This window comes from Pelagicoccus sp. SDUM812002, assembly GCF_031127835.1.
In the GTDB taxonomy this organism is placed as follows: domain Bacteria; phylum Verrucomicrobiota; class Verrucomicrobiia; order Opitutales; family Opitutaceae; genus Pelagicoccus.
Genome location: NZ_JARXHX010000004.1, coordinates 180,584 through 194,648, shown reverse-complemented (window position 1 = coordinate 194,648; position 14,065 = coordinate 180,584). Strand labels below are relative to the sequence as shown.

At 53.9% G+C, this 14,065-nt stretch carries 11 protein-coding genes; 3 read left to right on the top strand and 8 right to left on the bottom strand.

Annotation, left to right across the window (positions count from 1 at the left end; genetic code table 11):
* Window positions 1–15 precede the first annotated feature (15 nt).
* The 6 genes from QEH53_RS08370 to QEH53_RS08345 form a co-directional block, all read right to left on the bottom strand.
* Window positions 16–1,143 (bottom strand): N-acetylmuramoyl-L-alanine amidase, encoded by a 1,128-nt coding sequence (locus QEH53_RS08370; protein ID WP_309022717.1) that lies wholly within the window; start codon window positions 1,141–1,143, stop codon window positions 16–18.
* Between the two features lie 35 nt (window positions 1,144–1,178).
* Window positions 1,179–1,865 carry a translation initiation factor IF-3 gene (infC, locus tag QEH53_RS08365; RefSeq protein WP_309022716.1) on the bottom strand — a complete coding sequence of 229 codons (687 nt, stop codon included), beginning with the start codon at window positions 1,863–1,865 and terminating at the stop codon, window positions 1,179–1,181.
* Window positions 1,866–2,004: 139 nt separating this feature from the next.
* Window positions 2,005–2,382 (bottom strand): iron-sulfur cluster assembly accessory protein, encoded by a 378-nt coding sequence (locus QEH53_RS08360; protein ID WP_309022715.1) that lies wholly within the window; start codon window positions 2,380–2,382, stop codon window positions 2,005–2,007.
* Window positions 2,383–2,446: 64 nt separating this feature from the next.
* Window positions 2,447–3,358, bottom strand: a complete 912-nt coding sequence (gene pdxA / locus QEH53_RS08355; protein ID WP_309022714.1) for a 4-hydroxythreonine-4-phosphate dehydrogenase PdxA — start codon at window positions 3,356–3,358, stop codon at window positions 2,447–2,449.
* A 7-nt stretch (window positions 3,359–3,365) separates the two neighbouring features.
* Complete coding sequence (lpxA, locus tag QEH53_RS08350) at window positions 3,366–4,160, bottom strand: acyl-ACP--UDP-N-acetylglucosamine O-acyltransferase (RefSeq protein ID WP_309022713.1); 795 nt, start codon at window positions 4,158–4,160, stop codon at window positions 3,366–3,368.
* A 5-nt stretch (window positions 4,161–4,165) separates the two neighbouring features.
* Complete coding sequence (locus QEH53_RS08345) at window positions 4,166–4,687, bottom strand: NUDIX domain-containing protein (RefSeq protein WP_309022712.1); 522 nt, start codon at window positions 4,685–4,687, stop codon at window positions 4,166–4,168.
* Between the two features lie 95 nt (window positions 4,688–4,782).
* Between QEH53_RS08345 and QEH53_RS08340 the strand changes: the two genes are divergently transcribed.
* Together QEH53_RS08340 and ovoA are read left to right on the top strand one after the other, a co-directional pair.
* Window positions 4,783–5,238, top strand: a complete 456-nt coding sequence (locus QEH53_RS08340) for a hypothetical protein (RefSeq protein WP_309022711.1) — start codon at window positions 4,783–4,785, stop codon at window positions 5,236–5,238.
* A gap of 165 nt (window positions 5,239–5,403) precedes the next feature.
* Window positions 5,404–7,536 carry a 5-histidylcysteine sulfoxide synthase gene (gene ovoA / locus QEH53_RS08335; protein WP_309022710.1) on the top strand — a complete coding sequence of 711 codons (2,133 nt, stop codon included), beginning with the start codon at window positions 5,404–5,406 and terminating at the stop codon, window positions 7,534–7,536.
* Between the two features lie 172 nt (window positions 7,537–7,708).
* Here the strand turns inward: ovoA and rpsU are convergent, their stop codons facing one another.
* Window positions 7,709–7,906 (bottom strand): 30S ribosomal protein S21, encoded by a 198-nt coding sequence (gene rpsU, locus QEH53_RS08330; RefSeq protein WP_008103948.1) that lies wholly within the window; start codon window positions 7,904–7,906, stop codon window positions 7,709–7,711.
* Between the two features lie 48 nt (window positions 7,907–7,954).
* On the bottom strand, window positions 7,955–10,081 hold the full coding sequence (locus tag QEH53_RS08325; protein ID WP_309022709.1) for an ATP-binding protein: 2,127 nt from the start codon (window positions 10,079–10,081) through the stop codon (window positions 7,955–7,957).
* A 160-nt stretch (window positions 10,082–10,241) separates the two neighbouring features.
* Between QEH53_RS08325 and dnaE the strand changes: the two genes are divergently transcribed.
* Window positions 10,242–14,021, top strand: coding sequence for a DNA polymerase III subunit alpha (dnaE, locus tag QEH53_RS08320; RefSeq protein ID WP_309022708.1), 3,780 nt, complete (start codon window positions 10,242–10,244; stop codon window positions 14,019–14,021).
* The last annotated feature ends 44 nt before the right edge of the window (window positions 14,022–14,065 follow it).

Genomic DNA, 14,065 nt, shown 5'->3' with positions numbered 1-14,065 from the left:
ATTGTACGGTCGCCCCTACTCGCTTTTTTCCACGCCTGCGTAAGCGACTATTGCATCCGCCAATGCCTGAGAAACTCGCTCCCGATAGCCGGCAGTGCTAATGAGCAAAGCTTCGTCATCGTTTGATACGAAGCCGCACTCAACCAGCACTCCTGGACAATCCAGAGTCTTAAGTACTGCCCAACGTCCTTTCTTCACGCCTCGATCTTCACGGCCGAGCCGGGTCGTCATCGTCTTCTGCATGGCGTAAGCCAACTCGAAACTCTGCTGGTCAAAACGATTCACAGGGTAAAAGACAGCATCATCGCCCGATTCCGAATCAGAGCTGCTTGGATTTCCTTCCGGCGTAAACATATAAGTTTCCAGCCCTTTCGGATCGGACTTGCCAGCAGCATTAAAATGAACGCTCACAAATAGGTCCGCCTTTAAGCCATTAGCGATCGCGGGACGTTCCTTGAGCTCAACGTGGCGATCGTCGTAGCGCGTCAAAACCACCTTGAAACCGTTCGCTTCCAAATGGCCTTGCAGCCGTAGCGAAACGTCGAGGGCCAAATTCTTCTCCAATATGCCGATCGATTGGTTTTTGGCTCCATCGTGCACGCCCCCATGGCCCGGATCGATGACGATCGTGCCCGCTTCGATTCCGCCCGCTTTCGAAGCTCCGAATGCCGAGTTGAGAACGATCTTCTGATCGCTCTCGCCTAATCGCCAATTTCCCCGCTCACGCTTGAGTGGCGTATCCAACATCACCTTCACGCCGTCAAGAGACGCGTTACGACTGCCTTCCTTCAGCATTAAGATTCGGTCGCCCTTCGTCAGCTTCCACTCCTTGCTTTGTTCGAGACGCGTCACTTTGGCTCCATATAATTTTGCCTGTTCCGTGATGGAGCGCGGCTCTCTCAACTTTGGCTGAGATTTCGCCTCAATCGCCTCCTCCAATTCCCGCAGTTCCGCCGCACTTGGCTTTTCAACATTTGTCTCCGGCGGAGTCTCACTCTGTAAGTCGGCTGGCATCTCCTCCGCGGGAGGAGGAACAACTCTCTCTTCCACCTTGGTGGACTCGGTACTCTGGCAGCCGTAGAATAAAAAAGAGGCGGCAACGCTTACCAATGTGAGCGTGCCGCCTCGTTTAAAAAGTTGCATCCGAAATTAGTGTATCAGGAAGCTGCAGCGTGCGACTAATCCTTCGCAGGTTCAGATTCGCCACCTTCGTTATCGTCGCCATCTTCATCATCATGATCGTCTTCATGATGCTCAGAAGCTTCGATTTCGTCGTGGTCGTCGTCGTCGCGGAGGAACTTAGGCTTGCGCTTGTTGGCTGGTAGTGGCGAAACCATTACGTTGATATTACGGCCAATCAAGCGAGGCTGATTGTCCGCATGCCCCATTGTCTCGAGATCAACGATAGCGCGACGAATGGTTTCGAACCCAATTTCCGTGTGCGACATTTCGCGACCACGGAATGAAAGCGTCAGCTTCAGCTTGTTCCCCTTGGAGAGGAAGAGCTCTGCTCGGCGCAGCTTGGTCTCGTAGTCATGCTGCTCGACGCGGGGGCGGAACTTCACCTCCTTCACCTTGCTCGAGGTCGTCTTACTATCCTTAGACTTCTTCTGCTGCTCGTACACGTACTTGCCGAAGTCCATAATACGACATACGGGCGGGCGGGCTTGGGCCGCTACTTCGACCAAGTCAAGTCCAGCTCCTTGAGCGACTTCCAAAGCCTCCTTCGTGTCCATGACACCGTACTGCTTTCCATCCGGTCCAACGACTCGAATTTTGGGAACCCGTATACGGTGATTTCGCCTGATCTGGGCGAATGGGTCTAGTTTACGTGGGGGTCTACGCTTACCTCGTGGCTTTGGCATTCAATATTTATACTTCGATTAAAACGACTTAAAGCAGCATCTAATCGTGGCTTTCCCCTGATGATCAACACTATTTACTCCTAAACACTTGAAATCCAAGTGACAAAAGCTCAACTGGGCACGCAAATCGGAGAATACCCTAAACGCTGAAGCTCTCTCCGCAAGAGCAGCTAGAGGTCGCATTCGGGTTGCTGAACTTGAATCCGCCGGAGATGAGGGCATCCGAGTAATCGAGGTACGTCCCTTTGAGGTAAAGCGCGCTCTTGCTGTCCACCACCACCTGGGCATCGCCAAAATCTACGAGGATGTCGCCTTTCCTCGCGTCCGCCACAAACCGCATTTTGTAGGATAGACCGTTGCAGCCGCCGCCAGAAATTCCCACTCGAAGGTAGGGTTTGTCCGACTCCTTGGCGGCGAGCTTGGCCACTTTCGACACTGCTGCCGCGGTAAGCTTTACTAGGCGCTCATCGCCTCTGCGCACGCCCTCAGGCAATTGGATGGTCTGTTGTTCTGGCACGATGGAAATATCGGCGTGTCTTCGCCTAAAATCAAGTCCTGCCTAAAACAGTCGCTGCGCGGTTTTAACGCATCTTGCAAGCAAGCTGGATCGCATGATGGGTGCTGCCCCGGCTAGCGACCCCTTTTCCAGCTATTTCGAATCCCGTCCCGTGGTCCGGACTCACTCGCAAGTGCTTGAGCCCCAGCGTAACATTCACTCCACTGTCAAAGTCCACCGCCTTGAAAGGGGCCAACCCTTGGTCGTGGTACAGTGCCACCACCACATCAGCCTGCCCTTTCATGGCACGGCCAAAAGCAGTGTCGCCAGGGACACAGTCTTCGATTGAAGCAGTCAGTTCTCCACGCAGCTCCGCAAGCCATGGGTTCAAAAGCTCGATTTCTTCGCTTCCAAGGAGCCCTCCTTCACCAGCATGCGGATTCAGCCCACACACTAGAATGCACGGACGTTCGAAACCGAGCCGCTGACCGAGCTGAGTCGCCGAACGGACACTGTGCTTAAAAGTCGTCTCGTCCAATGCTGCCGGCACCGCGCTGAGCGGAATGTGCCATGTCGCAAGGCAAAGCTTCAAGTTTTCCCCCACGAAAGCCATGGTTGGCTCCCCTCCCCAGCGATCCGCAAAAAACTCAGTTTGCCCCGGAAAAGCATATCCAACATTGACGCAGAGAGCTTTGGAAATCGGTCCTGTTACCACTGCATCGCACTCACCATCGCTGCAGGACTTCGCCGCAGCTTCCATAGCAGCCATGGCCAGAAGAGCTCCTTCGGGACATGGCTGGCCCGCCACAAAATCTGCATCAATGAGACTAACTCCGCGAATCCGCCCTTCGCCTTTGGCCTCCAAGCGTTCACACCATGACTTGCTACCGAATACCACAAAGGTAGCCTCCTCGTAGTTTTCCTCGCGGAGGCAGGCTTCGATTAATTCCGGCCCCAGTCCGGAAGGATCGCCGCAAGTGATAGCTATTCTTCTCATGATTGGATTACTTGGATGACCGGCCAGGTGTTGCGAATCCACGCTTACCACCCGCAAAAAAGTCGAGGAATCGCATGGCTTCAGGAGATTGCCCCGTCTCGCCTTCCTTCAGTGCCGCCGCCAAGGCGCGCATATTGCCTGTACCCAAAAATACTTTTCGGTAGCAGCTCTGCAGTTCAGCGATCGTTTCCTTTGCGAAACCACGGCGACGCAACCCTACTAGGTTCAAACCGAACAGCGAGTTGCGCTCCGCGAAAATCGTAAAAGGAGCAACATCCATGGTGGCAGTCGATTGACCACCAAACATCACGCTCTCGCCAATGCGACAAAACTGGTGAACGCCCGAGCATCCCCCCAGGAAGGCCTTATCGCCCACGCTAACGTGGCCGCCCAACAAGCTGGCGTTGCCAATGACAACCCCGTTTCCCACCACCGAATCGTGTCCGACGTGAGCTTCCGCCATGACGAAGCATTTAGAGCCCACCACTGTGGATCCGCCTTCTTTCGTCGCGCGATTGATGGTAACTCCCTCTCGCAGAGTCGTGTCATCACCAACTCTAGCGAACGTACGGATAGTAGGATCGAAACTCAAATCCTGCGGCAATCCCGCAACAACCGCAAAATTTCCCACCGTAACGAAATTCCCAATACGCGCTCCATCCTTGAGTACCGCATGAGCCTCGATCTTGGAGTTCGACCCTATTTCGACGTCTCCCTCGACGATCGCGTAAGGGCCGATTTCGACGTCATCGCCGACGATGGCAGACGGCGAAACGATCGCGGATGAGTGAATTTTCGCCATCGGGTTTAAGAGGAGGCTGGCAGCAGCTGCAGTGCCTGGAGCCGTACCATGATCAAACGCAAAGCGCTGGAATAACGCTGGGGTGTGAACCCAATCCCTTCCAGTAACTTCGAGATCGGCTTCCACTCGCCGATTTCGATCTCGTCGTGATTCAAACGAAACGGGCCATTGCCCTTCACTCGGTATACGTGTATAAATTCTTCCCCCGTATCTTCGCAAGGAAGCAGTTTGAATAGCATTTCCAAGTCCTGCTCAGTGGCGTAGCCGAGCTCTTCCTGGAGCTCCCGATGAGCTGCCGTCAAATAGTCCTCGCCGCTGTCAACATGCCCCGAGCACGAAGAGTCCCATGCTCCTGGCCAAGAATCCTTGGACATGGAGCGCTTCTGCAAGAAAACCTCTCCTTCATCATTGAAGATGAGCACGTGCACGGCTCGGTGTCGTAGCTTCTTGGCATGGGCATCGGAACGGGTCGCTTGGCCAACGACCCGATCGTTTTCGTCAACGATGTCGAAAATATCTTCTTGCATGGAGTGGGAGGACAGGAAATCTGAGAAGCCTGTCTGAGATAAACGCCAGCAGAGCGCGTACCACGACACGAGTAAAAAATCTCCGAAATACCACCATGCCAAAAGTTTCCGTAGAACTGATTCACGAAGTCCTCACCAACAACAATCTCGAGCCCGATATGATCCAAGCCGTGCTCAAGCAAATCGAGGAGCAGGCAGCAGCAGAAGCAGAAGCGGAAAAGGCCAACAAGGAGCCCACGGTCAAAAAGCAATTCGTGCTCATCGTTTCCGATCCGAACGGCACAATCCCCGACCAAGACTACGTCGGTTGGGTCGCTCAAATCCCAGAGGACGACTCCGTAACCGAAACCATGGACCGCCTCATTCGAGCAACCTACGAATACAACATCTCAAAGAAAGGGCGTAAGTATCCATGCAAGACAGTGGGCGAAGCCTGCGAGGCGGTCGGAGCCCGGTTCCTGAAAGAGCAAAGCATCGCTATCAAAAACAAGATTCCCGTCACCGTCGTCAAAACCGACAACAAGATCCCGGAAATCGAAAGCGATTTCTAGACTCCTCTTTCGCATAGCGGAACGCGAAAGCTCCGTCGTACACAACCATGGTGGATCAATTCAATTGGTCCGATTTTGTCACGAATAGGACCACATCGGTATTGCCTGCAGCCACACGCGAACACCATTCGTAATAGTGGGACAACTCCAACCGACCAGACCACTATGATTACGAAATCGGCTCCCTCTGATATCAAGACGCCCTACACGGTCAACCTCGCCGAAGGCGACCCCGAAGCAAAGCGCGAAGAAATTCGACGCTACTTCCACGAAACGTACGACGCCTATGAGGCGCTCTTCGAAACCCTCCTCGAAAAAGTGGCTTACCGAACCCGAGCCGACGCGCTTCGCCACCCCCTCATCTTCTACTACGGCCACACCGCAACCTTCTTCATGAACAAGCTGGTGCTCGCGAAACTAGTCGACCGAATCAATCCGAACTTCGAATCCATCTTCGCCATCGGTGTAGACGAAATGTCATGGGACGACCTAAATGAGTCCCATTACGAGTGGCCCGACCCTGACGACGTTCGGGAGTACCGCCACCAGGTTCGTGCTTGTATCGATAATCTCATCACAAACCTTCCGATAACGCTGCCGATAGGCTGGGAGAGCCCTTTCTGGCCCATCATGATGGGGATAGAGCACGAACGCATCCACCTCGAGACCAGCTCTGTACTCATTCGCCAACTACCACTGAAGCTTCTCAACGGTGAACACCCAACATGGCAAATCTGCGGTCGTGACAGCGAACCAGTTGCTAACGAGCTCCTTGAAGTTCCCCAAGGCACCGTCACATTGGGCAAATCTCGTGACGATGCCTACTATGGTTGGGACAACGAATACGGCAGCTACAGTAGGGACGTCACAAATTTCACTGCTAGCAAGTACCTCGTATCCAACAAAGAATTCCTCGATTTCGTCGAAGATGGCGGCTACGCCACCCGTGATTACTGGACCGACGAAGGCTGGAATTGGGTGACCTACGAAAAGGCGACCTGCCCCCGTTTCTGGTTACCTCAAGAAGATGGGAGCTACAAGTTCCGCACCATGCTCAAGGAAATCAACATGCCTTGGTCTTGGCCCGCTGAAACTAACTACTTGGAAGCCAAAGCATTCTGTAACTGGAAAGCCGCTAAGACAAGTCAACCTGTCCGCCTCCCTACCGAGGAAGAGTGGTATCGACTTCTCGACTACAGCGAACTTCCCGACGCACCCGATTGGGGGCAAGCTCCTGGTAACCTAAACCTTGAAGGTCCTGCTTCCTCTGTTCCGGTGGACACTCACGAGTTCAAGCACGGTTTCCACGATATCGTCGGAAACGTCTGGCAACACACCGAAACCCCGATCCGCGGCTACGCAGGCTTCGAAATTCATCCACTTTACGACGATTTCTCGACTCCGACCTTTGACACCAAGCACAACATAATCAAAGGCGGTTCTTGGATTGCCACTGGAAACGAGCTCATGCGCGATGCGCGCTACGCCTTCCGTCGCCACTTCTACCAACACGCAGGCTTTCGCTACATCGTGAGCGACGCGCCCGTCGAAATTCCAGACGACTCATGGGAGACTGACCCTGAAGTAATTCCGTACTGTGAATTTAACTACGGAAAGGAATACTTCGGAGTAGCTAACTACCCTGAAAGAATAGCTCAAATCTGCCTCGATCACGCGAGTAAACGTACTCGGGCCAAAGCGCTCGCCTTGGGCTGCAAAACAGGGCGTTCAGCTTTCGAGCTAGCAGCCGGCTACCAAAGTGTCACTGGCATCGACTTCAGCGCACGAATGATTCGCATCGGCGTGCAAATGAAGGAAAAAGGATACACCCAGTACACCCTTCCGGAAGAGGGTGAGATTGTGTCCTTCCACCAAGCCAATTTACAGGATCTCGGACTCGACTGCGTTCGCGACAACGTGGAGTTCATGCAAGGCGACCTAGCCAACCTGAAGCCAATTTACACGGGCTACGACCTTGTCCTGCTGGATACCCTACTGGAGCGTTCCTACAACCCGCAGAAATTCTTGGAGTCGGTGCACGAACGTCTCAACGACGGGGGACTTCTTGTTATCTCCTCGACCTACGACTGGCAAAGAAGCGTGACTGAGCAAGAGCACTGGCTCGGAGGGTTCAAAGTCGACGGCGAGAATGTCACCACACGCGATACCTTGGATAGACTCCTGTCATCTAACTTCAAGCAGCTCGGCAAAGCCCAGGACATCCAATACGTACTCCGCAAAACGGCGCGTACCTTCGACCACAATGTGGCCGAACTAACCGTCTGGGAAAAACAATAGGCGACAAACTTCAGCCTAGAGGGACGGATCCTAACCCGTCCCCTTCTTTTGTCATTGCCAGAGAATCGGCCTCGTCGATCTCCGTTCCACGATCGAAAGACCTCTTTCGGACACAAAAAAGACGCAACCCTACAGGGTGCGTCTTTTGGAAATTTAGCCTCGATGCGGACGACTAGTTGTCGTACTTGCAGCGGATCATGTTGTTGAAGGCAGCTACCTTCTTCTGGCGGCGCTTCGTTTGCGAAGGCTTTTCGAAGTAGCGGTTGGCGCGTACGTCCTTGATGACGCCTTCGCGGTCGAGCTTCTTCTTCAGACGGCGGAGTGCACGTTCTACAGGTTCGTTTTTGCGGATTTTTACTTCGATTGCCATGATGGAAAAATTGAAAGACGCCCAACAAGGGCCTTTTCCTCCACCTCGTCAACCCTTTTCGATGCGATCTGTCCTTGAGGCGTCGAATAGCAGGGTACCTGCTCGATCAACCTCTCCCATTAGGACCTTTTCAATCGCAGACTTCAGCAACGGCCTACGCAATGGCTTCGTCAAGTACCCGTCCATACCAGCGGCGAAACAGAGCTCGCAGTCACCCTGCAACGCGTTTGCGGTCAATGCGACAATCGGAGTTCTACGGACTTGGTTCGCGCGCCCCGCTTCCCGCCCGCGGAAGCGGCGAGCAAACTCATAACCGTCCATGCGAGGCATTTGACAGTCAAGAAGGATCAGATCAAACTCTACCCTTTCGCAGACCTCCAAAGCCTCAACACCGTCCTCCGCGAGATCGCATTCGTGGCCGAACCGCTTGACCATACGCTCAGCCAGTCGTCGGTTTATGGGGTTATCCTCGACTATCAAAATCCTGGCGGAGCGTTCCGGAGCCAGCATCGCAGCCGGAGCGTTGCCTTTCGGCTGGCAGGCAGTCTCGTTTCCACCTTCCCATAGGACTGTCTCCACACTTCTCCCAAATTGGCTCGGCCGAATCGGTAAATATACATGGGCATGCCGACAACAGCTCGATCTCACCAGCGGCAATCCATGACTTGAGTATACCGATATCCAAGCCTTGATTCGCATCGTGCTCACCTGTAGGTTGCTCGAGCATTCTGAATCGCACACAACCAAATCAATCCTCACCTCTTTGCTAGAAAGCAGTGTTTTGAAAGAGCTTTCGCTGTGGGCGATTCGCGGAGTGATGTTACGGCATGACAGCTCCCGCTCTATCTGCCGCACTGCGACCTTGTTCTTCACGAAGACAAGAGCAACTTCCCCACCCAAGGATTTGCGCGGCGGATAGACATTCGCCTCCTTCTCGCAACGGCCAGCTTTAACTGTAAACCAAAAGGTCGATCCCTGGCTTACCTGGCTACGAACGCCAATCTCGCCACCAATCGCCGAAGCCAGTCGCGAGCAGATCGCTAACCCCAATCCGCTGCCTCCAAAACGTCGCGTCGTCGACGAATCAGCCTGCATAAATGGTTCAAATAAGCGGTGCTGCGCTTCTTCGGATATGCCGATTCCTGTATCCTCGACTTCGAACCGCAATAAGTCAGCACCGACGCCCTTTTCCCACGTCACTCCAACGCGTACCCGCCCTTTCTGCGTAAACTTGACTGCATTGCCCAGCAGGTTGGCCAAAACTTGTCGAATCCTCCCGCTGTCCGAGACGATCGACAACGGCACTCCGGGGTCTATGTCGCAAACGACCTCCAAACCTGATTCGTGGGCCGACTCCAGCATTAAAGTCAAAACCGACTCCACCAATTCTCGAATCTCAAAGCTACGGGTCTCGATTTCGAAGTGTCCCGATTCCAAACGCGAGAAATCGAGAATGTCGTTCAATATAAGAAGCAATGCCTCCGCGCTCTGGTTCGCCGTCCCTAGCAGTTCCCTCTGGTCCGCATTCAACTCCGAATCCTCCAGCAAGGTCATCATTCCAATGACGCCGTTGAGAGGCGTACGAATCTCGTGGCTCATCACCGCCAAAAATTCGGATTTCGCCCGAGCCGCTTGGAGACCCGCATCCCTCGCCTTTTCCAGCTTCAAGTTCGACAGCTGCAAAGCTCGAGTCGTCTCCTCCAGCGCATGTTTTTGCGACTGCAAGTGTTCGATCTTCTCACCTAGGAGCTCGCTCTGCAATCCCACCAGCACATTCGCGCTCAGCAAACCAACATAATTCCCGTCCCGGTCAGTCACCACGACATCATGCCAATACACCCCCTTATCCCGAGAAAAGGCCCTCACTAGTATCGCCTCCACGCTATCGCCCATCATCACAGTCATGCTGCCTTCCTCCAAGAAGTCCCTAACCTTGGAGCGAGAGTGCAACGCAAAACCGAATTGCGACCCGAGCAAAGTCCCCAGCTTCGAACGACTACACACCCCCAAAACCTTCCCGCAATCGACCACCGCCAAGTACCGGCAGTCGAGTCTCTTAAAAAAATCGGAAGCTTCGGAAAGCAACGCTTCACCGTCCAGGCATTCCTGCTCAACCATCAACTTGTATAGCTCAAACTCCCTGCTCGCAGGTGAAAAATCAGTAATGAAATCCATCGCATACACGTTCGGTTTTTTACAAAACAAGCCAAGCTATGAGCGTTACGGTAAAGTAAACTTTCTGCGACAATATCGATTAGAAGGCCGATTCCAGATGTGAATAACTCCTAGAACCTTTCCCTTTTCACTCTCCTACTTTCCAGCTTCACTGCTTCACATGTCCAATCCCGCCGAAGGTCCCTTCGTCCATCTTCACAACCACACCCACTACTCTCTCCTCGACGGATGCGCCAAACCTGCCCGCGCCGCCCAACGCTGTGTTGAGCTCGGCATGCCCGCGCTCGCCATGACGGACCATGGTAACCTCTTTGGAGCCATCGACTTCTATCGCTCCTGCAAGAAGGTCGGTATCAAGCCGCTTATCGGCTGCGAGCTCTACTACGTCAACGACCACAAGCAATCGGAACGCCCCAAACGCGAACGTAAGCGCACCGACGACATCGGCGACATTCCTGAAGACTACATTCCACCCAAGGAAGATTTTCCAAAATACCAGATCCACCACAAAGGCGTCATCGCCAAGGATTTCGAAGGCTATCAAAACCTCTGTAAGCTCGTCTCAGACGCGCACATAAACGGCGTATACTACAAGCCACGGGCCGATATCGACACCTTGGCCAAATACTCCAAGGGCCTTATCGGACTCTCCGGATGCATCAACGGCGTCGCCGCCCAGTACCTCATCTACGGCGACGAAGAAAACGCTCGTAAAGCGACCGGCACCTTCGTCGACATCTTCGGCAAGGAAAACTACTTCATCGAAATCCAAGATCACGGCATGCCCGTCCAGCGCCGCATCATCCCTGGACTGCTCAAGCTCGCCAAGGAATTCGACCTCAAGGTCATCTGCGCTAACGACTCCCACTACGTCTACAAGGAAGACGCCAAGCCGCATGACGCCCTCCTTTGTATTCAGACCGGCAAGATCATAGAGGACGAAAACCGCATGAAGTACCCCTCTCAAGAGTTCTATCTCAAGAGCCGCAAGGAGATGTACGAAATATTCAAAGAGGTCCCCGAGTCGCTCGACAACACCGTGCACGTGGCCGAAATGGTCGACCTCGTGATCCCTTTCGACGAAAACCATTACCCCGTTTTCGAATGTCCACCAGAGCTTGGATACAAGACAGACGACGACGCCTTCGATCGCATCCTCGACATCTACGAATTCGAGAAAACCAAAGTTAATAAACAAAACGGCGACGACACCGTATGTAAGCTCACCCCAGAAGAAAGAGCCAACCATAAGAAAAACGGGTACGTTTTGCTCGACCTCTGCAAAAAAGGGCTGAAGGAACGCTACGGCGTCGACTACGACGACCGCGCTTCATACCTGCCAAAGGAAGGCGAGCGCGAGGACTTCGCAGAGTTCGTATGCGGCCAGATGGATTTCCAGCTGGCCATCATCACGGGTACCGGTTTCGTCGACTACTTCCTTATCGTTTGGGATTTTATCAACTTCGCCCGTAGCCAAGGCATACCCGTTGGTCCCGGTCGAGGATCCGGAGCGGGTTGTATCATCGCCTATGTATTGAAAATTACAGACATCGATCCCCTCCGATTCGGTCTGCTCTTCGAGCGTATGCTCAATCTAGAGCGCGTATCCCCTCCTGACTTCGATATCGACTTCTGTATGCGCCGCCGCGACGTAGTGGTAAACTACGTACGCGAAAAGTACGGACACGACTCGGTGGCGAACATCATCACCTTTGGTACCTTTGGCGCTAAGATGATCGTGCGCGACCTTGCTCGCGTTAACAACCTGCAGTTCGCCGAAGCCGACAAGATCGCTAAGATGATCCCAGACGAGCTCAACATCTCGCTGGACGACTCGGTCGAAAAATCGTCCGACTTGCGCAACGAGATCGCGGTCAACCCCGTCGCCAAAACCATTGTCGAACACGGCAAGGTCATCGAAGGCATGGTGCGCAACACTGGCAAGCACGCCTGCGGCATTATCATCGGCGACCAGCCCATCTCAAATCTTGTCCCGGTCACCCTCCAGGAAGGCGACCTCACCACCCAATACCCAAAGGGCCCTTCCGAGGACCTCGGTCTGCTCAAGATGGACTTCTTGGGACTGAAGACCCTCACTGTCATTTCCGACGCTCAGGACAATATTCAGAGCACTCGGAACATGCCGGACTTCGATATCGAAAAGGTATCCCTCGAAGACCCTAAAACCTATGACTTGCTCAACGCGGGTAATACAGTCGGCGTGTTCCAGCTCGAGTCGGGCGGCATGCAAAACCTCTGTAAGCAAATCGGCCTCTCTGTCTTCGAGGAAATCATCGCATTGATCGCCCTGTACCGACCAGGGCCGATGCAGTTCATTCCTCAATTCATCGAGGGCAAGCGCGACCCAAAGAAGATTCAGATTCCCCACCCTCTCCTCGAAGAACTCGTATCCGAAACCTACGGCGTCCTCGTCTATCAGGAGCAGGTCATGGAGTCAGCCAGAATCATTGCCGGCTACACATTGGGAGGCGCAGATATGCTACGCCGTGCCATGGGCAAGAAGATCGCTTCCGTAATGGAGGCCCAAAAGCAAATCTTCGTCGACGGCGCTGCCGCTACCCACGGAATCAAGGAAAAGGAAGCTCTCAACATCTTCGCGATCCTCGAAAAGTTCGCCCAGTACGGCTTCAACAAGTCCCACTCCGCCGCCTACGCGATGCTCTCCTATCGCACCGCGTTTCTTAAGGCAAATTATCCCGTCGAGTTTATGGCCGCCCTGCTCTCCGCTGAATTGGGCAACGCGGACAAGGTCTCCCATTTCATCGATGAGGCCAACAGTATGGGCATCCGCGTCCTTTCCCCGGATATCAACAAGTCGAAGGAAATGTTCACTCCGGTAATCGACAGCGAGGAAGACATTGCCGAGGGAAAGCTAGGCTCAATCGTATTCGGAATGGGCGCCGTCAAAGGGGTCGGAGACTCCGCCGCCAAGACCATCATAGCCGAGCGCGACGCCAACGGCCCCTACGAAGGCCTCGACGATTTATTAGAACGCGTCGACACGAAGGCTGTTAACAAACGCGTACTAGAAAACCTGATAAAAACCGGCGCCTTCGACTTCACCGGCGAACCGCGCGGCTCCCTCTTCCATCGCCTGGAAGGAGCTATGAACCAGGCCGCCGAAGCGCAGCGCGACAAGGAGCGCGGCCAAGAGTCGTTCTTCGACATGATCGTCGAAGAGCCCAAAGCCAAGGACGCTCCCAAATGGGACCTCAGCAAGCAATTCTCCAAGAGCGAAATGCTCCGCTTCGAAAAAGAGCTTCTTGGATTCTACGTGTCTGGGCATCCGCTCGATGAATACAGAGGGCTCGCTGAAGCTCTCACAAACTTCGACCTCGAGAAGGTCGACAACCTTGGCGACAAGGTGGAGTTCCAAGCCTGCGGCGTCGCAGGCGGCGTCGTTAAGAAACTCTCTCGCAAAGACAACCGCCCATGGGCCTTCTTCAACTTGGGTACCCGTAAAACGTCCCTTACCGTCAACTGCTATGCCGACGCCTTCGACGAGTACGGTCACAATCTAGAAAACGATAATCTTGTGCTCATCAAAGGCACCGTCATTCGCCGCGATGGCGAGGTCCGCCTCAACGTCCTGGAAGTCCACCCTCTCGAAGCCTTCATGCCAGGGCAAATCAAGCACATTACTTGGGTGCTCGACCCCGAAAAGGACACCGACAGCTTCCTCTATAAGTATAGAGAAGCACTCGACCGAACTCGCGGCTCAACTGCCAGTGATATCGCATTTCGTATTTCCGATACCTGCATCACCTCCGCCCCTGCTGCCAGCTCCCTCAAATGGCGAGTGAACACTAAGGAATGGACTGAACTTAGAAAACACAAAGCAGTCATCGGTTGCATCGTACAAACCGAGCCCGTCAAAGTGAAGCAACGCGAACGCCGCTGGGCCTCAAAAGCGAGCTAGGCCGCCATATCGAGAGTGGGAGCACGTTCAAAGCGGAAGCCAAT

Excerpts from the sequence above, each read along its gene's own strand:
- QEH53_RS08370 (WP_309022717.1), bottom strand. The coding sequence starts at position 1,143 with ATGCAACTTTTTAAACGAGGCGGCACGCTCACATTGGTAAGCGTTGCC.
- QEH53_RS08345 (WP_309022712.1), bottom strand. The coding sequence starts at position 4,687 with ATGCAAGAAGATATTTTCGACATCGTTGACGAAAACGATCGGGTCGTT.
- QEH53_RS08340 (WP_309022711.1), top strand. The coding sequence starts at position 4,783 with ATGCCAAAAGTTTCCGTAGAACTGATTCACGAAGTCCTCACCAACAAC.
- dnaE (WP_309022708.1), top strand. The coding sequence starts at position 10,242 with ATGTCCAATCCCGCCGAAGGTCCCTTCGTCCATCTTCACAACCACACC.
- QEH53_RS08325 (WP_309022709.1), bottom strand. The coding sequence starts at position 10,081 with ATGGATTTCATTACTGATTTTTCACCTGCGAGCAGGGAGTTTGAGCTA.
- infC (WP_309022716.1), bottom strand. The coding sequence starts at position 1,865 with ATGCCAAAGCCACGAGGTAAGCGTAGACCCCCACGTAAACTAGACCCA.
- pdxA (WP_309022714.1), bottom strand. The coding sequence starts at position 3,358 with ATGAGAAGAATAGCTATCACTTGCGGCGATCCTTCCGGACTGGGGCCG.
- ovoA (WP_309022710.1), top strand. The coding sequence starts at position 5,404 with ATGATTACGAAATCGGCTCCCTCTGATATCAAGACGCCCTACACGGTC.
- lpxA (WP_309022713.1), bottom strand. The coding sequence starts at position 4,160 with ATGGCGAAAATTCACTCATCCGCGATCGTTTCGCCGTCTGCCATCGTC.
- rpsU (WP_008103948.1), bottom strand. The coding sequence starts at position 7,906 with ATGGCAATCGAAGTAAAAATCCGCAAAAACGAACCTGTAGAACGTGCA.